General features: G+C 71.9%; 20 protein-coding genes and 1 pseudogene. 14 read left to right on the top strand and 7 right to left on the bottom strand.

Annotated elements, in window-relative coordinates; translation table 11 throughout:
• Positions 1-30 precede the first annotated feature (30 nt).
• From ACFHWS_RS03320 to rsrA, 3 genes and pseudogenes are all read left to right on the top strand, one after another.
• A complete protein-coding gene (locus tag ACFHWS_RS03320; RefSeq protein WP_416552309.1) occupies positions 31-744 on the top strand; it encodes an alpha/beta family hydrolase in 714 nt (237 codons plus the stop codon).
• Positions 745-1,195: 451 nt separating this feature from the next.
• Positions 1,196-1,897 (top strand): annotated as a pseudogene (locus ACFHWS_RS03315) (sigma-70 family RNA polymerase sigma factor); the annotation flags it as partial.
• Positions 1,898-1,902: 5 nt separating this feature from the next.
• Positions 1,903-2,187, top strand: a complete 285-nt coding sequence (rsrA, locus tag ACFHWS_RS03310) for a mycothiol system anti-sigma-R factor (RefSeq protein WP_278174373.1) — start codon at positions 1,903-1,905, stop codon at positions 2,185-2,187.
• Between the two features lie 49 nt (positions 2,188-2,236).
• Here rsrA and ACFHWS_RS03305 read toward each other — a convergent pair whose 3' ends face one another.
• Positions 2,237-2,311: a 50S ribosomal protein bL37 gene (locus tag ACFHWS_RS03305; protein WP_370461611.1), complete on the bottom strand. Its 75-nt coding sequence runs from the start codon at positions 2,309-2,311 to the stop codon at positions 2,237-2,239.
• Between the two features lie 222 nt (positions 2,312-2,533).
• Here ACFHWS_RS03305 and ACFHWS_RS03300 point away from each other — a divergent pair, with 222 nt between their 5' ends.
• Positions 2,534-2,749 (top strand): biotin/lipoyl-binding carrier protein, encoded by a 216-nt coding sequence (locus ACFHWS_RS03300; protein ID WP_416552310.1) that lies wholly within the window; start codon positions 2,534-2,536, stop codon positions 2,747-2,749.
• Between the two features lie 87 nt (positions 2,750-2,836).
• On the opposite strand, the gene ACFHWS_RS03295 is transcribed toward ACFHWS_RS03300, so the two are convergent.
• Positions 2,837-4,573: a tetratricopeptide repeat protein gene (locus ACFHWS_RS03295; protein ID WP_416552375.1), complete on the bottom strand. Its 1,737-nt coding sequence runs from the start codon at positions 4,571-4,573 to the stop codon at positions 2,837-2,839.
• 303 nt (positions 4,574-4,876) lie between these two features.
• On the opposite strand from ACFHWS_RS03295, the gene ACFHWS_RS03290 reads away from it, so the two are divergent.
• The 6 genes from ACFHWS_RS03290 to ACFHWS_RS03265 all read left to right on the top strand — a co-directional run bounded on the left by ACFHWS_RS03290 (position 4,877) and on the right by ACFHWS_RS03265 (position 11,191).
• A complete protein-coding gene (locus ACFHWS_RS03290) occupies positions 4,877-5,929 on the top strand; it encodes an SIS domain-containing protein (protein WP_416552311.1) in 1,053 nt (350 codons plus the stop codon).
• Between the two features lie 40 nt (positions 5,930-5,969).
• Entirely contained in the window at positions 5,970-7,487 is a 1,518-nt protein-coding gene (locus tag ACFHWS_RS03285) for a sensor histidine kinase (RefSeq protein ID WP_416567590.1), read from the top strand.
• Positions 7,488-7,814: 327 nt separating this feature from the next.
• Positions 7,815-9,506: a nitrite/sulfite reductase gene (locus tag ACFHWS_RS03280; protein ID WP_416552313.1), complete on the top strand. Its 1,692-nt coding sequence runs from the start codon at positions 7,815-7,817 to the stop codon at positions 9,504-9,506.
• Between the two features lie 19 nt (positions 9,507-9,525).
• Entirely contained in the window at positions 9,526-9,690 is a 165-nt protein-coding gene (locus tag ACFHWS_RS03275; RefSeq protein WP_416552314.1) for a hypothetical protein, read from the top strand.
• Complete coding sequence (locus ACFHWS_RS03270) at positions 9,687-10,448, top strand: phosphoadenylyl-sulfate reductase (protein WP_416552315.1); 762 nt, start codon at positions 9,687-9,689, stop codon at positions 10,446-10,448. The genes ACFHWS_RS03275 and ACFHWS_RS03270 overlap by 4 nt, the downstream gene beginning before the upstream one ends.
• Complete coding sequence (locus ACFHWS_RS03265) at positions 10,430-11,191, top strand: sirohydrochlorin chelatase (protein ID WP_416552316.1); 762 nt, start codon at positions 10,430-10,432, stop codon at positions 11,189-11,191. Before ACFHWS_RS03270 ends, ACFHWS_RS03265 begins: the two co-directional genes overlap by 19 nt.
• Positions 11,192-11,310: 119 nt before the next feature.
• Here ACFHWS_RS03265 and ACFHWS_RS03260 read toward each other — a convergent pair whose 3' ends face one another.
• Both ACFHWS_RS03260 and ACFHWS_RS03255 read right to left on the bottom strand, forming a co-directional pair.
• Positions 11,311-11,568, bottom strand: a complete 258-nt coding sequence (locus tag ACFHWS_RS03260) for a WhiB family transcriptional regulator (protein ID WP_123605230.1) — start codon at positions 11,566-11,568, stop codon at positions 11,311-11,313.
• Positions 11,569-11,992: 424 nt separating this feature from the next.
• A complete protein-coding gene (locus ACFHWS_RS03255) occupies positions 11,993-12,943 on the bottom strand; it encodes a diacylglycerol/lipid kinase family protein (RefSeq protein ID WP_416552317.1) in 951 nt (316 codons plus the stop codon).
• Positions 12,944-12,985: 42 nt separating this feature from the next.
• Between ACFHWS_RS03255 and ACFHWS_RS03250 the strand changes: the two genes are divergently transcribed.
• A complete protein-coding gene (locus tag ACFHWS_RS03250; protein ID WP_416552318.1) occupies positions 12,986-13,375 on the top strand; it encodes a hypothetical protein in 390 nt (129 codons plus the stop codon).
• A 49-nt stretch (positions 13,376-13,424) separates the two neighbouring features.
• Here the strand turns inward: ACFHWS_RS03250 and ACFHWS_RS03245 are convergent, their stop codons facing one another.
• Positions 13,425-13,838 (bottom strand): ATP-binding protein, encoded by a 414-nt coding sequence (locus ACFHWS_RS03245; RefSeq protein WP_416552319.1) that lies wholly within the window; start codon positions 13,836-13,838, stop codon positions 13,425-13,427.
• Between the two features lie 188 nt (positions 13,839-14,026).
• Positions 14,027-14,434 (bottom strand): superoxide dismutase, Ni, encoded by a 408-nt coding sequence (gene sodN, locus ACFHWS_RS03240; protein WP_123605226.1) that lies wholly within the window; start codon positions 14,432-14,434, stop codon positions 14,027-14,029.
• 109 nt (positions 14,435-14,543) lie between these two features.
• Between sodN and ACFHWS_RS03235 the strand changes: the two genes are divergently transcribed.
• From ACFHWS_RS03235 to ACFHWS_RS03225, 3 genes are all read left to right on the top strand, one after another.
• The gene (locus ACFHWS_RS03235; protein ID WP_416552320.1) at positions 14,544-14,873 is read left to right on the top strand and encodes a S24/S26 family peptidase; all 330 of its coding nucleotides are present in this window, start codon (positions 14,544-14,546) and stop codon (positions 14,871-14,873) included.
• A gap of 139 nt (positions 14,874-15,012) precedes the next feature.
• Positions 15,013-16,179, top strand: a complete 1,167-nt coding sequence (locus ACFHWS_RS03230; RefSeq protein WP_416552321.1) for an NAD(P)-dependent malic enzyme — start codon at positions 15,013-15,015, stop codon at positions 16,177-16,179.
• A 63-nt stretch (positions 16,180-16,242) separates the two neighbouring features.
• A complete protein-coding gene (locus ACFHWS_RS03225; RefSeq protein WP_416552322.1) occupies positions 16,243-17,196 on the top strand; it encodes a zinc-binding dehydrogenase in 954 nt (317 codons plus the stop codon).
• Positions 17,197-17,221: 25 nt separating this feature from the next.
• On the opposite strand, the gene ACFHWS_RS03220 is transcribed toward ACFHWS_RS03225, so the two are convergent.
• Entirely contained in the window at positions 17,222-18,184 is a 963-nt protein-coding gene (locus ACFHWS_RS03220; RefSeq protein WP_416552323.1) for an alpha/beta hydrolase family protein, read from the bottom strand.
• Positions 18,185-18,214 lie beyond the last annotated feature (30 nt).

Genomic DNA, 18,214 nt, shown 5'->3' with positions numbered 1-18,214 from the left:
TACGCCCGGCGACCACGGCACAATGGTCCGGTGAAGCGAAGCGACCCGGACCAGCCGAAGGCGATGGACCCGGGTGAACCGGTGGGCCGGGGCGAGCCGGCCGACCCGGGCGCACCCGTGGACCCGAGCGCTGACCGGCGGTCGGTGCCGACGCCGCGCGGCACCGCCTGGGTCGACCTGACGGTGCCGCCGGTGCCCCCGGCCGGTCTGCTGGTGCTCGGGCACGGTGCCGGCGGTGACGTGACCGCCGCCGACCTGTCGGCGCTGCGCTCGGCGGCGTCCCGGGCAGCGGTGGCGGTGGCCCTGGTCACCCAGCCGTACCGGGTCGCCGGTCGGCGGGCTCCCGCGCCGGCACACCACCTGGACGAGGCCTGGCATGCCGTGGTCACCGAGACGGTCGCCGGATTCACCCCCGCGCCACCGCTGATCGTCGGCGGACGGTCCAGCGGCGCGCGGGTGGCCTGCCGTACGGCTGCGGCGGTGCACGCCGACGCGGTCGTTGCCCTCGCCTTCCCGCTGCACCCGCCCGGGCGGCCGGAGCGGACCCGGGCGGACGAGCTCGACACCGGCCGGCCGACGCTGGTGGTGAACGGCGATCGCGACCCGTTCGGGGTGCCGCCCCCGGCGGCCGGCCGCGACGTGGTGATCAGGCCGGGTGAACGGCACGATCTGCGGGTCGACCCGGCCGGCACGGCCGACGTGGTGGTCGACTGGCTGGTCCGGCACGGCTGGGCAGGCCGGTGACCGCACGCCCCGGGCCGTGTCCGGTGCCCGGTAGCCGTCGTTGCATCGGATGTCCGCGACGCCGAGCCGGCGTCCGGAGCGCCGCGGTGGCGACACCGCCGCGGGAACTCCCAGGCCCTTCCCGGTTCCGGAGCCCGTCACCGGGTTCCGGGGCCGGGACGGGTTGGAATGCGTTACCACCCGGCCCGCGTTACTACCCCGGGAGCTCAGTCTCGACGAAGGGGTGGAACCGGTGCGCATCCACATACGCGGCGCGACGCAGCCCGCGGGCCAGCACGACGGGGGCCGTCGGCTGCGGGACGCCTTCGAATGGTCACCCGAGTTGCGGCCCCTGGAAGGGCTCGCCGCGCCGGGGCCGTTCCGACCCCATGGACCGGTCCGGCCGGCGTCAGCCACCCGGCGGGTCGGTGAGTCGACCTTGCGCCGGACAGGTCAGCCTGCCACACGACCGGTGAGTACGGGCACACCTGGCCGAACCGCGACGGCCGGTCAGCCTTTGCGCGTATCCTCGGCGGGACAGTCGAGGGGGGACGAGCGGTTGACCCGATCAGAGCGGACAGACGAGCGGCGCGCGCGGTTCGAGCGTGACGCATTACCCTTCGTCGATCAGTTGTACGCGGCCGGGCTGCGGATGACCCGTAACCCGGCCGACGCCGAGGACCTGGTGCAGGAGACGTACCTCAAGGCGTTCTCCGCCTTCCACCAGTTCGAGGACGGCACCAACCTCAAGGCCTGGCTCTACCGCATCCTGACGAACACCTACATCAACTCCTACCGTCGGCGGCAGCGCCAGCCGGTGCAGGCGCCGACCGAGGAGATCACCGACTGGCAGCTCGCCGCCGCCGAGTCGCACACCTCCAGCGGACTGAAGTCCGCCGAGACCGAGGCGCTGGAGCGGCTGCCGGACAGCGATATCAAGCAGGCCCTGCAGCAACTGCCGGAGGATTTTCGGCTCGCCGTCTACCTTGCCGACGTCGAGGGCTTCTCCTACAAGGAGATCGCCGACATCATGGGGACTCCGATCGGGACGGTCATGTCCCGGTTGCACCGCGGGCGGCGGAATCTGCGCGGGATGCTGGAGCGCTACGCCTCCGACCGAGGCCTCAACCGGGTCCATTCGACCAAGCCCGCCGCGGCCGGCCAGGAGGTGTGACGATCGTGCAAGGCGGTGACTCGTTCGACCAGGACTGCCGTCAGGTGCTCGCCGAGGTCTACCTGTACCTGGACCTGGAGTGTGCCGAGGAGCGGCGGGAACTCATCCGGCACCACCTCGACGAGTGCTCCCCGTGCCTGCGGGAGTACGGCATCGAGCAGGAGGTCAAGGCACTCGTCGCGCGTTGCTGTGGCAACGAGACGGCGCCGGCCGAGTTGCGGGACCGGCTGCGCGCCAAGCTCAGCGAGTTCGTGTTCGACACGGACTCGCGGGAGTACCTGCCGGACTGACCCTGCTGCGGGCCGCCGGTCGGGTGGCCCGACCGGCGACCCACCGGCATCAGGAGTTGGGGCGCTTGCCGTGGTTGGCGGCGCTCTTCTTACGTGCCTTCTTCTTACGAGCCTTCTTGGCCATCGGTCCTCCCGTCGGACGGTGTCTCCCGTAGACCGGGAGCTGACCCGTTGATGCTAGGCCGGTCCGGTGAGCGGCATGCGCGACGGGCACGTCATTGGATACCTTTCGCATGTCGCAACCGGCACATCGGGACGGGCCGGTGGTTACGGGACGGGCCGGCCGGTGGGCCGGCGCGAGGGATGGACCGGCCGGCGAGCCGGGCGTACGGAGGAGGGTCGGCCGATGGCCGAAGAGATCCGGGCCGAGATGGTAGCCAACGTCTGGAAGGTGGTGGTCGCCGCCGGTGACACCGTTTCCGACGGCGACACCCTGGTGATCCTGGAGTCGATGAAGATGGAGATCCCGGTGGTCGCCGAGTCCGACGGGGTGGTGCAGAAACTCGCCGTCGACGAGGGCGACGTGGTCCAGGAAGGCGACCTGATCGCGGTCATCGAATAGGTTTCTCGCGGACCGGTCGACTTCTTGCGGACCGGTCGACTTCTTGCGGACCGGTCGGACGGGAGATCGCGTGCGGCCGGACGGGGATCAGGCTCGGCCCAGCAACCGACGGATCAGACCGGGCCGGCGCTGGCGTGGGATTCGCGCCGACCGGCCGGCGATCCGGCGTGCTGTGCTGGCGGTGTCCGGGTCCAGCTCCGGGGTCGCCAAGGCCAGCTGGGCCAACGACCACAGGATCGGCACGGTACGGTGCCCGGCGACCTCCACCGCGTCGGCGAGCCGCTCCGCCACCACCCGGGCCACGTCCGGGCGTACCTCCGGATCCACCCAGGCGGCGGTGACCAGGGCGAACAGTGCGGCCTCGGCGGCCCAGTCCTCGACGCCCCAGGCCACGTCGACGAGCACCCGGCGCCGGGTCGAGCCGGGCCAGGGTTCGTCGGTGCGGTGGTGCAGCATGCCCAGGCAGGCCCACACCTGCACGCACCGCAGCCAGCCGGCCGGGTCGGTGCCGGCCGGATCCGCCGGCGGCGGTGGGTGTACCAGCAGGCCGAGCAGGTCGTCGGCGTCGAGGGTGGCCAGGATCACCGCGCTGTCGTACGCGGCCGGTGGGTGGTGCCAGACCGGCTGGGCGATCTGCCGGATGCGCTCGCACGCCTGCGGCGACGGGTGGTCCAGCGCCGGGTCGGCCTGCCAGCCGGCGTAGCGCCAGAGCTGCCGTACCGAGGTGCGGCGTGGCTGACGGGGATCCGGTGTCGGGGTCCGCTGCACGGTGACCGGTAGCCCGGGCAGGGCCGTTCCGAGCAGCCGCATCGCGCTGGGCGGCTCCGGCTGGCGCAGCGACAGCCGGGTCGGCACCAGCCCACGGGTGAGTGCCCGTTCGAGAGTGGCGACCACCGGTCCGCCGGCCGCCGGCAGCCGGGCCAGCCAGGGCCGGTCGTGACAGCACTCGGCCAGGTCATGGTGTTCGTGCGAGTCGTCCGGGTGGTCCCGCTGGAAGTCCGCCAGGGCGATCAGATGGCGCAGGTCGCCGTCCCGGCGGTAGCGCAGCCGGTACGCGGTGTGCACCGCGCAGTCGAAGGTGGGGTTGCGGGCCAGCGCCCGCTCGATCCAGTCGATCGCCTCGTCGAGGCGTCCCGCGTCGGCGAGGGTGCCGGCGATGTCGGCGTAGATGGACAGGTCGTCCGGGTCGTGGGCGCTCGCTCGGCGCAGGGCGGCGATCGCCGCACCGGTGCGCCCGGCGCTGCGGTACGCGTACCCGAGCCACACCTCGGCCAGCTTGGACGGCTCGGCGCGGACCCCCTGGCTCGCCCAGTCGAGCGCGGTGGCGATCTCCCCGAGCCGCCGGGCCAGCGCTGAACTGGCGCCGAGCAGCAGGCCGTGGTCGGGGTGTGCGGCGGTGGCGTGCCCGGCGAGCCGCAGGTACGGCAGCAGGGGCGGCCGGTCGGCGGCGGGTACCGGGTCCGGCACGCTGGCGCAGATCTGCATCAGCACGATGGCGATCTGGTCCGGGTCGAGCCGGGCCGGCAGGTCCTCGGCGCCAACCCAGGGCACCCCGGCCCAGTCCAGGGTCGGCGCGTGCCCGGTCGCGGCGGCCAGCAACTCGAGCCCTTCGCCGGCCCGGCCGGCGGCGGCCAGCAGATGCGCCCGGGCCACCACGGCACCGATGAAAACCTGCTCGTCCAGTGGGAACAGGTCGAGACCTCCGCCGGTGCGCGCAGCCAGCCGGGTGAGCATCTCATGCACCTCGGGCATGGTCGGCGCGTGCGTGATCGCACCGGCGACGTGGTCGGCGGCGTGCCGGTAGTCACCCTCGTCGAGTGCCATCCGGGCCAGTGCCAGCTCGCCCTCGGCCGCCAGCCGCGGGTCGTGCAATCCCTCGGACACGTTCTTCCGATCCTCGTAGCTGATCGTCCCCCCTGGCTCCGGCAGCCTAGGGCACGAAGCGCCAAACGTCGCACCCCTGCGTATTGCTGCTCGCTTCGTTGCCCGCAGCGGCTATAAAGTGCAAGAATGATCACCGTTCGAGCTGGACCGCGCAGACAGGGAGGCGTCGTGACGCAGCGGAAGCCAGTTTCGGACCAGCCTGGGACGGCTGGCGGGACAGGTACCGCCCGGCCTGGCATTGGGATGGCTGCCGACATCGCCGAACAGCCGACCGGATACGCCCGCCTGCTGCAGCCGGCGTACGCCAACCCGATCGCCGAGGTGGCGGCGGCGATCGCCGGCCGCCGCCCGCGTCACGTGGTGTGCACCGCCCGGGGCACCTCCGACCACGCCGCGCTGTACGCCGCGTACCTGAGCGAGATCCGGCTCGGGCTGCCCGCCGGGCTGGCCTCACCGAGCGCCGTGACCCTCTTCGGTGCCCGCCCCGACCTGCGGGACGCGCTCGTCGTCGGGGTCAGCCAGAGCGGCGGCTCACCGGACCTCGCCGAGGTGTTGGCGGTGGCCCGGGAGCAGGGCGCGCTGACCGTGGCGGTGACCAACACCCCCGAATCGCCGCTGACCGCCGCCGCCGAGCTCACCGTCGACATCGCCGCCGGCTTCGAGCGGGCGGTCGCCGCCACCAAGACCTACACCGCCGAGCTGCTCGCCCTGCTGATGCTGGTCGAGGGGATCCGCGCCGGTGACGGGGCGTTGCCGCCCGCCGAGCGGACCGCCCTCGACGCCCTGCCCGCGCTCGCCGAGCGGGTGCTGACCGATTCCACTGCCGCCGAGCTGGCCCCGCGCTACCGGTTCGCCGCCCGGCTGGTCACCACGGGGCGCGGGTACGGATACCCGACCGCGCGGGAGACCGCCCTGAAACTGATGGAGACGTCGTACCTGCCGGCGCTCGCCTTCTCCGGAGCCGACCTGCTGCACGGCCCGCTGGCGATGACCGACCCCGACGTACCGGTGCTCGCCGTGGTCGGCTCCGGGCCCGGCGGCACCGCCATGCGCGACGTGCTGCGCCGACTCGGCGAACGGCGGGCCGACGTACTCGCCATCGGGGCCGGGGCTGCCGCCATCGGGAGCGGCCCGACCGGCCCGGCCGCGGTGATCGGGGTGCCCGACGTCGATGAGCGGTACGCGCCGCTGCTGGACATCCTGCCCGCGCAGCAGTTGGCCCTGACTCTCGCGCTGGCCCGGGGCGAGGACCCGGACGCGCCCCGTGGGCTGGCCAAGGTCACCTCCACCCGGTGACGGCTGTGTCCGCGCCGCCGCCGCATGGCAGGCTACGAGGGTGTCCACCCTGCGTGATCTTGTCGAGGAGCACACCTCCCTGGGGCCGGTCGACATCGACCACCTGCACCGGCTCGCCGGAGAGTGGCAGCTACTCTCCGACCTGTCCTTCGCTGACCTGCTGCTCTGGGTGCCGGTCGACGCCGACAGCTCGTTCCTGTGCGTGGCCCAGGTGCGGCCCACCACGGCGCCGACCGCCTACCAGGACGACCAGGTCGGGCGGACGGTGGACGGCCCGGAGGTGGCGCACCTGACCATCGCCTACGACCAGGGTCGGATCTGGCGCGAGGGCGACCCGGTCTGGTACGGCAACACGCCGGCCCGGCACGAGGCGATGCCGGTCCGGATCCGCCCGGCCGTCGGGGAGACCGGGCGGGTGATCGCGGTGGTCGGCCGGGACACCAACCTGTCCACCGCCCGCAGCCCCAGTCAGCTCGAACTGAACTACCTGACCACCGCCGACGACCTCGCCCAGATGGTCGCCGACGGCACCTTCCCACCTGCTCGACACCCGGGCGAGACCACCTCGGCGCCCCGGGTCGGCGACGGGCTGATCCGGCTGGACGCCAGCGGCAAGACCACATACGCCAGCCCGAACGCCCAGTCGGCGTTTCGCCGCTTCGGCTTCTCTGCCCACCTGGTGGGTGAGGACCTCGCCGCGCTGTGCCACCGGCTCGCCGACGACCCGCTGGAAGGCACCGACGCGGCCAACCGGATGCTGGCCGCGCTGCGCGGCGAGGCGCCGGCCCGCAAGGAGATCGAGGCCCGTGGCGCCACCATGCTCACCCGGGCGCTGCCGTTGATGCCGGCCGGCGTGCCGATCGGTGCGCTGGTGCTGGTCCGCGACATCACCGAGGTACGCCGCCGGGACCGGGCGCTGATCACCAAGGACGCCACCATCCGGGAGATTCACCACCGGGTGAAGAACAACCTGCAGACGGTGGCGGCGCTGCTGCGGCTGCAGGCCCGTCGGGTGGAGCAGCCGGCGGCGCGGGCGGCCCTGGAGGAGTCGGTACGCCGGGTCGCGTCGATCGCCCTGGTGCACGAGACCCTCGCCATGTCCAGCGACGAGGCGGTTGAGTTCGACGGCATCCTGGACCGGGTCGCCAGCGCCGCCACCGAGGTCGCCGCCACCGAGGTCGAGGTGGTGATGCGCCGGGAGGGCACCTTCGGCGTACTGCCGGCGGAGATCGCCACCTCACTGGTGATGGTGCTCAACGAGCTGCTGCTCAACGCGGTCGAGCACGGCTTTTCCCCGGCCGGCGAGGGCGGCGGAGGGTCGCCGTCGGCCGCCGAGGTGATGGTGACGGTGCACCGGTTCCGCAAGCAGCTGCACGTAACGGTCGTCGATAACGGTCGGGGTCTGCCGGCGGAGTTTGACGCGACCGTGGGCGGCCGGCTCGGCCTGCAGATCGTGCGGGCCCTGGCCACCGGCGAGCTGCGCGGCACCATCGAGCTGCGCAACCGCGCGGGCGGCGGCACCGAGGCGGTGCTGGTGGTCCCGCTGACCCGCAGGTGATCCCCGGACCCCGTCGGCCCGCAGGTGAGCCGGCCCACAGCCCGCCCGTCATGTGGGACATTGGCTACGGTGCGCTGGTCTGACCGGTACGGATGTGGCAACATTCGTGCTATGACCGCTGCCGTTGAGCGCCGCTTCGTGGCCCGCCGCCACGTTGATTACGGCCGCGTCCGCAGCGCCATCTGTCCGGCCGACTGAGGCACGCCCGACCTTTTTGTGTTCCGGGCGGCATTCCGCGCCGGCCTCCTCCCTGGCCCACTCGTCGACGACGACGCAGGCGCCCGTGCCGCCCACCGAGATCGACCCGCAGACACGGAGGACGCCGCGATGGCGCGCAGCAGCACCCCGACCCGACCCGGCCGCCGGCGCGGCGAGGGACAGTGGGCGCTCGGGCACCGCGAGCCGCTCAACCCCAACGAGCGGTCCAAGAAGGACGACGATCCGCTCAATGTCCGGGCCCGGATCGAGACCATCTACGCCCACCGGGGGTTCGCCTCGATCGACCCGGCCGACCTGCGCGGCCGGTTTCGCTGGTGGGGCCTGTACACCCAGCGCAAGGCGGGCATCGACGGCGGGCGTACCGCCGTGCTGGAGCCGCACGAGCTGGAGGACGAGTACTTCATGCTCCGGGTGCGTATCGACGGTGGCCAGCTGAACCTGGCTCAGCTGCGTACCATCGCCGACATCTCGCAGCGGTACGCCCGAGACACCGCCGACGTCACCGACCGGCAGAACATCCAGCTGCACTGGATCCGGGTTGAGGACATGCCGGCGATCTGGAAGGCGCTTGATGACGTCGGGCTGGAAACCACCGAGGCGTGCGGCGACTGCCCCCGGGTCGTGCTCGGCAGCCCGGTCGCCGGCGTTGCCGCCGCCGAGAAGATCGACCCCACCCCGGCGATCGACGAGATCGTCCGCCGGTACGTGGGCAGCAAGGAGTTCTCCAACCTGCCCCGCAAGTTCAAGTCGTCGATTTCCTGGCTGGCCGACACGCCGTACGAGGTCAACGACATCTCGTTCGTCGGTGTCGATCACCCCGACCACGGCCCCGGGTTCGACCTGTGGGTCGGTGGTGGGCTGTCCACCAACCCGATGATCGCCCAGCGGCTCGGCGTCTGGGTGCCGCTGGCCGAGGTGCCGGACGTGTGGGCCGGCGTGGTCGGCATCTTCCGCGACTACGGCTACCGTCGACTGCGGCACCGGGCCCGACTGAAGTTCCTGGTCGCCGACTGGGGCACTGAGAAGTTCCGCGAGGTGCTGGAGAAGGAGTACCTGGGCCGCACCCTGCTCGACGGGCCGGCTCCGGAGCTGCCGGCCAAGCCGATCGACCACATCGGGGTGCACCCGCAGGCCGACGGCCGCCGCTACGTCGGGGTCGCTCCGGTGGTCGGGCGGGTTTCCGGCAGTCAACTCGCCGCCTTGGCCGACCTGGCCGCCGAGCACGGCTCGGACCGGGTACGGCTCACCCCGTACCAGAAACTGCTGGTGCTCGACGTCGCGCCGGACCGGGTCGAGTCGCTGGTCACCGGGATGCGCGCGATCGGCCTGGAGGCCAGGCCGTCCACCTGGCGGCGCGGCACGATGGCCTGCACCGGGATCGAATTCTGCAAGCTGGCCATCGTCGAGACCAAGCGGCGCGGCGAGGAGCTGGTGGCTCACCTGGAGCAGCGACTGGCCTCGGCCGGCCTCGCCGAGGACGCCGACATATCGATTCACATCAACGGCTGCCCGAATGCCTGCGCCCGAACCCAGGTCGCCGACATCGGGCTCAAGGGCCAGCTGGTCGTCGGGCCGGACGGCCAGCAGGTCGAGGGTTACCAGATCCATCTCGGCGGTGGCCTGGGCATGGCCCAGGGGCAGACCGCCGGCTTCGGGCGCAAGGTGCGGGGTCTCAAGACCACCGCCGACGAGCTGCCCGAGTACGTCGAACGCGTGGTCCGCCGCTACCTGGCCGGCCGTACCGACGGCGAGACGTTCGCCAGGTGGGTCGTCCGGGCCGACGAGGAGGAGTTGCGATGAACGAGCGAGGTGAGGTGTGGTGAGCACCGGGACACGCGCGGCACCGCTCTACTGCCCCTACTGCGGAGAGGAGAACCTCCGCCCGCACGCCGACGCGCACACCGCCTGGGAGTGCCACGACTGCGCCCGCGTCTTCACCGTCAGGTTCACCGGACTGCTGGCCCGCAGGGAGGTGTCCCGATGAGCCCGGTGCTCGCCGCCGACCTGAACCTGATCCGGCTCGGCCCGGCCGCCGACCGGCCGCCGACCCGGCGCAGCCCTGCCGAGCTGCGGGCTCTCGCCGAACACGCCGGTCGGGAGTTGGCGGGCGCGCCGGCCGAGGAGGTCGCCCGGTGGGCGGTGCAAACCTTCGGCGACCGGTTCTGCGTGACCAGTTCGATGGCGGACGGAGTGCTGGCGCATCTGGTCTCCCGGGTGGCGCCCGGCGTCGACGTGGTCTTTCTCGACACCGGTCTGCACTTTCCGGAGACGCTGCGGGTCCGCGATCAGGTGGCCGCGACCATGCCGGTGAACTTGCGGTCGATCCGGCCCCGGATGACCGTCGGCCAGCAGGACGGTGAGTTCGGTCCCCGGCTGTTCAACCGGGCGCCCGACGAGTGCTGCGCGCTGCGCAAGGTCGAGCCGCTGGAGCGGGCGCTCGGCGACTATGACGCCTGGGCCGCCGGGCTGCGCCGTGACGAGTCGCCGACCAGGGCCAACACCCCGGTGGTCGGGTTCGACGCCCGACGCGGCCGGGTCAAGGTGAATCCGATCGCGGCGTGGACCCAGGCGGACGTGGACGCCTATGTGTCCCGGTGGAACATCCCGGTCAACGAGCTGTTCAAGCAGGGCTATACCTCGATCGGCTGCTGGCCGTGCACCCGGCGCACCACCGCCGGCGAGGACCCACGGGCCGGCCGCTGGGCGATGTTCGAGAAGACTGAGTGCGGCCTGCACTCATGACCGGACCGATCGTGCTGGTGGCGCACGGCAGCCGGGACCTGCGGGCCGCGACGGTGACCCGGGCGCTGGTTCGGGCAGTAGCCGCAGCCCGGCCGGGGGTCGACGTCCGGGCCTCCTACCTGGACCACGCCGGACCACGCCCCGGGACGGTACTGGCCGACCTGCAGGCTGCCGGCTATCCGGAGGCGACGGTGGTGCCGCTGCTGCTGACCGAGGCGTTCCACGGCCGGACGGACATTCCCGAGGTGGTGCGGGCCGCGTACCGGGACGGGTTGCGGATGCCGGTGACGACGACGCAGGTGCTCGGCCCGTCGGTCGGCTCCGGCGCGGTGGACCCGCTGTTGACGGCCGGGCTGCGGCGGCGACTCGCCGAGGCCGGCTCCGGCTGGGACGCCGTGGTGCTGGCTGCCGCTGGCACCCGGTCGGCTGCAGCCCGGGAGACGGTGGCGGTGGCCGCGACGGCGTTCGGTGCCGAGGTCGGGGTGCCCTGCGTCGAAGGGTTCGCGTCGGCGGCACCGCCGACCGCCGGGGCGGCGGTCGAGACCCTGCGTGCGGCGGGTGCCCGGCGGGTCGCGGTGGCCGCGTACTTCTTGGCACCGGGCCTGCTCTACGACACGGCGATGGCGTCGGCCCGGCAGGCCGGCGCGGTCTGTGCGGCGGCACCGCTGGCCGGCGCGCCGGAACTAGCCCGGCTGGTACTGCGGCGGGTCGACCGGGTGGCCGCGCCGGTACTGATTAAGTGAGGCGCCGCGCACCGCAGCGGTTGCCGGGTCACGGCAGCCGGAGTGCAGGTACGTACGACGGCGCCCCGGGGACAGCCCCGAGGCGCCGTACGAACGTCGCTTGGTGGTCGTCGGGTGGGTCAGGCAGTTTGAGCGCGCAGGACGCGCAGTCCGCCGCGACGCTTGACGGCGCGCCGCTCCTCTTCACTCATCCCGCCCCAGACGCCAGCGTCCTGTCCGGACTCCAGCGCCCACTGCAGGCACTGGTCGGTCACGGAGCAGCGCCGGCAGACAGCCTTGGCCTGCTCGACCTGCAGGATCGCGGGGCCGGACGTCCCGATCGGGAAGAACAGCTCCGGGTCCTCGTCGCGGCAGACAGCATGGTGACGCCAGTCCATGGCGGCAACACTCCTCATTCTGGATCGGTGGCGGTAAATGCTCCGGTTTTTCTTTATGCGCCCGCGCAGTCGGCCACAACGGATTGCATCCGTCGGATCGGCAGCGCGTGAGCAGGCGTAAGCCTGTGGAACGTTGCTCCTAGCTGCCGCGTGGCGAGCGCATCCAGGCAACGTCCCGGGTGAATCGGTCCGCTTGTGAATACTTTCACGAACCCCTGCGATGTCAAGGGTAGCGCTCAGAAAAAGTCCAATCGGGTGAGCAACGTCACGACCTATTTGTCCGTTTTCTGACGCTCACCGACACCCGGAGTGCGACAGTTGAGAATCAATGTAGTACGGTCCGCGCCACAGTGCAGGCATTTCAGCCCCGTGTCTTCCGTGCCTCCGGTCACGCTCCGCAGTCGAAGCTCAGTTACGGAGCGTGTCAGAAGACCACCCGCAAGGCCCCTCGGACCGCCGTGAAACGGACTTTGAGCCGCTCCCCGAGATAATCGCCGTCGAGTTGGAAGGCCTGCGGTTGTGTTGCGGATAGCGTAAATTCGGACAAATCGTGCAGTTGGACGAGTTGGCGGCCGCGTGGATCCGGTCGGCTGGCGGCGATCTGGGCGAGAGTGCGGGTGGTGCTCGGCACATGCAATTGGCGAAGCGCCATCACGTCCAGGCCGAGATCGAAGGACGCCTCCGGATTCGGATTGATCGCCCGTTCACCTAAGAAGGTCCACGGCGCGGTGTTCTGGACCACGACGGTGGCGAGTTCGGCCGCCACCGGCTCGCCGGCCCGCTCCAACCGAATAGCCGGATGCCGCCGGTCCATGCCAATGAAGAACTCGCTGACCATCGAACGCAGGTAGAGCCCGACGGTCGACCGGCGCCCGCGCAGCCGGGCCCGCTCGACCTGCCGGATCACCGCCGCGTCCAGCCCCAGCCCAGCGCAGAAGGTGAAGTACCGGCCGTCGGCGCGGCCCAGACCGACGGTACGGAACCGCCCGGTCCGCAGACCCTCCAGCAGTACACTCGTCGCCTCCGGCCACTGCGGCGGCAGCCCCACCGCACGGGCGAAGACGTTCGTCGAGCCGAGCGGCACCACCGCCAGCGCCGGCAGCCGGTCCGCCGCCGGACCCGGCAGCGTCTCCCTCGCCGGAGCAGACGTCATCAGGCCGTTGACGGCCTCGTTCACGGTGCCGTCGCCGCCCAGCGTGACCACCACGTCAAAGTCGTCCTCAGCGGCCGCCCTGGCCAACGCGACGGCATGCCCGCGCCGGTGGGTGGACGCCACCGACAGGTCGACTTCGCTGCGCAGCGCCCGGACGATCACGTCCCGGGTGCGCTCGCTGGTGGTGGTGGCCTTCGGATTGACCACCAAGAGGGCCCGCATGGGCGGCACTTTATCGCGAGCTGTCGCGGGTATCGTGACGCCGTGACCATCGACGCACAGCCCACACCGGCGACCCTGCGGTGGGCGGTGTGGGCGTTGGCCGGGGAGGCGGTGGCCGTCGGGCTGGTCGCCGGCTACCTCGCGTACCAGGACGTCACCAGCGCCGCGACCGACCTCGTCTCGGCGCTGATCGTCACCGGGTTCGCCGTCGGCGGCGCGGTGCTGCTGGCGGTGCTGGCGCGTGCCGTGGCCCGCCGCCGCAGCGCGGCGCGGGCACCGGGCATCGTCGCGCAGTTGATGCTGCTACCGGTCGGCTATTACATGATCGTCGGCGGCCTGGCCTGGCTCGGCGTACCGCTGATCGCCCTCGGTCTGTTGGTGACGGCGCTGCTGGTGGCCCCGCCGACGACCCGGGCCTTCGGGCTGGAGTGACCAACCGAACACCGGCGGGACAACCGCCGGTGGAGAACTTTTTGCGGGGTCAGCGGCCGCCGGACCGGCGGGTGAGCAGTCTGATGCTGGCCTGGCCGCTGCTGGCGGTCGCCGACGCCGAGCTGGTCAGCGCCCGGAGCACCTTCCAGGCGAAGGAGGAGTCCGGTGGCAGTCGGGCACCGCGTACCGTCGCGACGGCGACCTCGACGGTCAGCGCGTCGTCGGTCACCGAGAACCGGCACTGCAGGTCCGCGTCGCGGGCGGCGACGGCGAGCAGCATGGCGCAGGCCTCGTCGACCGCGATCCGTAGATCCTCGATCTCGTCCAGCGCGAAGTGCAGGCGTGCGGCCAGCCCGGCCGTCGCGGTACGCAGCACGCTCAGGTAGCCGCCGTCGGCAGGCACGGTGAGCAGCACCACGTCATCGTCGACGGTCGGCTCGGATTGTGTGACCAGCGAACTCATCCCGGATACCCCCGCCTGGACTCTACCGGTTGACGTCTATCCCTGCGGTGTCATCCGGAGTGATTCGTCGTCCGACCGAGCCGGGCGGGTGGTACGCGGCACCTGCCACGCCTCGGCTGTGGCAGGGCGGCTCGTGCCCGGCGGAACCGGCCGGCCGGTGCGCATCGCGCACCGGCCGGCCCGACAGATCATGCCTGCTTGGTCTCCCAGAAGATCTTCGCGATCTCGTCGATCTTGACCAGCAGCTCGTCCGCCTTGGCCGGGTCGACCGACGCCTTGGTCCCACCGCCGCCACCGGCGAGCTTGGTAGCCTCGTTGAACAGCTGGTGCAGCTGCGGGTACTTCTCGAAGTGCGGCGGCTTGAAGTAGTCGGTCCAGAGCACCCACAGGTGGTGCTTGACCAACTCGGAGCGCTGCTCCTTGATGATCAGCGCCCGGGTGCGGAACTCCGGGTCGGTGTTCGCCTGGTACTTCTCCGCGATCGCCTTGATGGATTCAGCCTCGATCCGGGCCTGCGCCGGGTCGTAGACGCCACAGGGCAGGTCGCAGTGGGCGCTGACCACCGTGCGCGGAGTAAACATGCGTAGAAGTCGCATCAGGACCCTCCGTGTGTTGGCCGGCGGCACGATCGCCGGCACGCGTAAGCTGGAGGATGATCCTCCCTGCCGACCCTATCGCGCATCGGGCTCGCGGACCTGGCGGGAGGTGCAAGTGCTTTCACCACTGTTCGCCGTGCTCGTGCACGGACCATCGATGGCCCCTACCTTGCGGCACGGCGACGCGCTGCTGGTCCGCCGGGGCGGGCGGGCGGTCCGCCCGGGGGACGTGGTGGTCGCCACCTTCCGGTCGCGTCCCGGACTGCTGGTGGTCAAACGGGTGGTACGGGCCGAGTCCGGCGGTTGGTGGTTGCGCGGGGACAACGATCTGGTGACCGACGACTCACGCGCCTTCGGTGTGGCCGACGTGCGTGGCCGGGTGCTGTGTCGCTACTGGCCGCGGCCACGCCGGGTGGGCCCGGGTCGCCGACTGCTGTGAATCACTTCGCAGGAAATCGTGCTGTGTGACACTATGCTCGACACGGAATCCGGGTGACCCCCGCAGCGCCTCGCCGGTCAACGCTGACCTCGCGCCGAGCCGGCGGCTATTTGTCACGCTCAACGGCTCTGGAGTCACCATGTCTACTGTGGCAATTTCTGACCCGGTCTTCGACCTGCATCGGGGCGGCAAGATGGCGATCATGCCCACCGTCGCGCTGGCCGACCGGGAGGACCTTTCACTCGCGTACACGCCGGGGGTGGCCCGGGTGTGCGAGGCGATCGCCGCCGATCCGACCCTGGTCGACGACTACACCTGGGTGTCGCACACGGTCGCGGTGGTCACCGACGGCACCGCGGTGCTTGGCCTCGGTGACATCGGCCCACGCGCCGCGATGCCCGTCATGGAGGGCAAGGCGGTGCTGTTCAAACAGTTCGGTGACGTCGACGCGGTGCCGATCTGTCTGGACACCCGGGACATCGACGCGATCGTGGCGACGGTCACCGCCCTGGCGCCATCGTTCGGCGGGATCAACCTGGAGGATATCAGCGCGCCACGCTGCTTCGAGATCGAGCGCCGCCTCGACGAGGCGCTGCCGATCCCGGTCTTCCACGACGACCAGCACGGCACTGCGATCGTGGTGCTGGCCGCCCTGCGCAACGCGGTCGCCCTGCTGGACCGCAAGCTCGGCGACCTGCGGGTGGTGATCAGCGGTGCCGGCGCGGCCGGCGTCGCGGTGACCCGGATGCTGATCGCCGGCGGCGTCGACCCGGCGAAGACCGTGGTCTGCGACTCGCGCGGCATCATCCACTCCGACCGGGCGGACCTCACCGGCGTCAAGGCCGAGCTGGCCGCGATGACCGCCGCCTGTGCCGGTGGCATCGCCGACGCGCTGGTCGGCGCCGACGTGCTGATCGGCCTCTCCGGTGGGCAGATCGACGAATCGGCGGTCGCCGGCATGGCACCCGGCGGGGTCGTCTTCGCGCTGGCCAACCCGACGCCGGAGGTCCACCCGGAGATCGCCCACCGGTACGCCGCCCTGGTGGCCACCGGCCGCAGCGACTTCCCCAATCAGATCAACAACGTGCTGGCCTTCCCCGGCGTGTTCCGGGGGGCCCTGGACGCCGGTGCCACCCGGATCACCGAGGGGATGAAGGTGGCCGCCGCCGACGCGATCGCCGGCGTCGTGGCCGACCTGCTGCAACCGGAGGCGTTCGTGCCGTCGGCACTCGATCCTCGGGTCGCGCCGGCGGTCGCCGCGGCGGTCGCCGCCGCCGCCCGCCGCGACGGCGTCGCCCGTCGCTGACCTGCCGTGCCGGCCGGAACGCACGGCGCGCCGGCCGGCACCACGGCTGCTAGCGTGCGGTGCATGCGAGCTGTCTTCGCCTCGACCGTCGACGCCGACGACCCGCTTGCCGCGCTGCGCGTCGGTGAGCTGCCCGAACCGGACCTGCCCGCCCCGGACTGGACGGTGGTCGAGGTCCGGGCCAGCTCCCTTAACCACCACGACCTGTGGTCGCTGCGCGGCGTCGGGCTGCCCGCCGACCGGCTGCCGATGATCCTCGGTTGTGACGCCGCCGGGGTCGACGACGCCGGCAACGAGGTCGTCGTCCACTCGGTGGTGCCCGATCCGGCGGACCCGCGCGGCATGTCGATCCTGTCCGAGCGCTACCCGGGCACGTTCGCCGACCGGGTAGCGGTGCCCCGGTCGAACCTGATCCCGAAACCCGCCGGGCTGACCTTCACCGAGGCGGCCTGTCTGCCCACCGCCTGGCTGACCGCGTACCGGATGCTGACCACCCGGGGCCGGGTCGACCAGGCCGAGTCGGTGCTGGTCCAGGGGGCGGGCGGTGGGGTGGCGACCGCGGCCGTGGTGCTGGCCGTCGCGTTGGGCAAGCGGGTCTACGCGACCAGCCGGGACGCCGAAAAGCGGGAGCGGGTGGCCGCGCTCGGTGCCACCGCCCTGGCGCCGGGCAGCCGACTGCCGGAGCGGGTCGACGTGGTGATTGAGACCGTCGGTGCGGCCACCTTCGACCATTCGATGAAGTCCGCCGCGCCCGGTGCCCGGATCGTCGTGTCCGGTGCCACCAGCGGCCACCTGCCCGCCGTCGACCTGCGCCGGGTGTTCGCCATGCAGCTGGAGATCCTCGGCACCTCGATGGGCACTCCCGACGAGCTGCGGGATCTGCTGGCGCTGTGCGCGCAGCGGGGCATCCGGCCGGTCGTCGACACCGAGTACGGCTTCAGCGAGGTGCGCGACGCGTTCACCCGGCTGCACGCCGGTAGCACGTTCGGCAAACTGGTGCTCGACCACCCGCGTTGACGAGCCGCATCACCAACGGGCCGGGTCAGAGCTGGTCGTCGAAGACGGCGATCCCGGCCGGCGGGTCGTCGGCCAGCCGCTGCCGGGCGGCGTCGTCGCCGTACAGCGTCCACCGCAGGAAGTCGGTGCTGGTGCCGAGCACCACGTCGTACGCCGGGTTGCCGGGCCGCAGCAGCGACTGACCATGGTCGCCGTCGGGCAGGCTCAGCATCGCCTTCGGCCACGGCACCCGGTCGTACGCAGCCTTGCCCGACGCGTACGACACCACCTCGTCCAGCTCGCCATGGATGAACAGCTGCGGGGCGGCGGCCCCGCTGAACGCCGTACCGACGCCGAGCGCGCTGCCGGCCAGCACGACGCCGGCGTCCAGCCGGTCGTCCCGGGCGGCGGTGAACAACCCGACGGTGGTGATACCACCGGCCGAATGTCCGGCGGCGGCGACGCTTTCGACGTCGAGCCGGCCGGCGAACTCGTCACCGTCGCGGCCGTCGAGCGCCAGCAACTCGTCCAGTACGTGCGACGCGTCGGCCGGCTGGTTGAGCACGTCCAGTGCGTTGCCACCGGAGCCGCCCTGGCTGGTGAACGGGTAGGTCGGGGCGGCGACGACGAACCCGGCCGCCGCCCACTCGGACAGCACCGTACGGTAGTCGGCCGGCTTGCCGCCGAGGCCGTGGCTGAACAGCACCACCGGGTACGGGCCGTCCCCGCCGACCGGGTACCAGACGGTGACCGGCAGCGGCCGGTCACCACGGTTCAGATCAAGGGTGCGGGTCCCGACGTCGAGTCGCCGCGTCGGTGCCGGTCGGCCGGGCCGCTGGTCAGGCTGCGCCGACGTCGAGTCAGGCTGTCCCGCCGCCGCAGCGGTCTGCGTCCTCGTCGGGTCGTCGGCCACCGGGCCGGGCGCGGCGGCGGTGCCGCATCCGGCCAGCGAGGTGGTGAGCAGACCGACGATGAGCAGGCCGGCTACCGCCGGACGGAAGTCACGCATTGGACGATTGTTGCCGGCATCCGCCGAGTC

It is taken from the genome of Micromonospora sp. LOL_013, from assembly GCF_048060315.1.
Taxonomy (GTDB): Bacteria; Actinomycetota; Actinomycetes; order Mycobacteriales; family Micromonosporaceae; genus Micromonospora_E.
The sequence above is the reverse complement of the archived record's forward strand: the minus strand, read 5'-3'. Positions and strand labels throughout refer to the sequence as shown.

Coding starts and splice junctions, on each gene's coding strand:
- ACFHWS_RS03300 (WP_416552310.1), top strand. CDS start 2,534: ATGGCCGAAGAGATCCGGGCCGAGATGGTAGCCAACGTCTGGAAGGTG.
- ACFHWS_RS03295 (WP_416552375.1), bottom strand. CDS start 4,573: ATGGCACTCGACGAGGGTGACTACCGGCACGCCGCCGACCACGTCGCC.
- ACFHWS_RS03290 (WP_416552311.1), top strand. CDS start 4,877: ATGGCTGCCGACATCGCCGAACAGCCGACCGGATACGCCCGCCTGCTG.
- ACFHWS_RS03280 (WP_416552313.1), top strand. CDS start 7,815: ATGGCGCGCAGCAGCACCCCGACCCGACCCGGCCGCCGGCGCGGCGAG.
- ACFHWS_RS03270 (WP_416552315.1), top strand. CDS start 9,687: ATGAGCCCGGTGCTCGCCGCCGACCTGAACCTGATCCGGCTCGGCCCG.
- ACFHWS_RS03260 (WP_123605230.1), bottom strand. CDS start 11,568: ATGGACTGGCGTCACCATGCTGTCTGCCGCGACGAGGACCCGGAGCTG.
- ACFHWS_RS03255 (WP_416552317.1), bottom strand. CDS start 12,943: ATGCGGGCCCTCTTGGTGGTCAATCCGAAGGCCACCACCACCAGCGAG.
- ACFHWS_RS03245 (WP_416552319.1), bottom strand. CDS start 13,838: ATGAGTTCGCTGGTCACACAATCCGAGCCGACCGTCGACGATGACGTG.
- sodN (WP_123605226.1), bottom strand. CDS start 14,434: ATGCGACTTCTACGCATGTTTACTCCGCGCACGGTGGTCAGCGCCCAC.
- ACFHWS_RS03230 (WP_416552321.1), top strand. CDS start 15,013: ATGTCTACTGTGGCAATTTCTGACCCGGTCTTCGACCTGCATCGGGGC.
- ACFHWS_RS03225 (WP_416552322.1), top strand. CDS start 16,243: ATGCGAGCTGTCTTCGCCTCGACCGTCGACGCCGACGACCCGCTTGCC.
- ACFHWS_RS03220 (WP_416552323.1), bottom strand. CDS start 18,184: ATGCGTGACTTCCGTCCGGCGGTAGCCGGCCTGCTCATCGTCGGTCTG.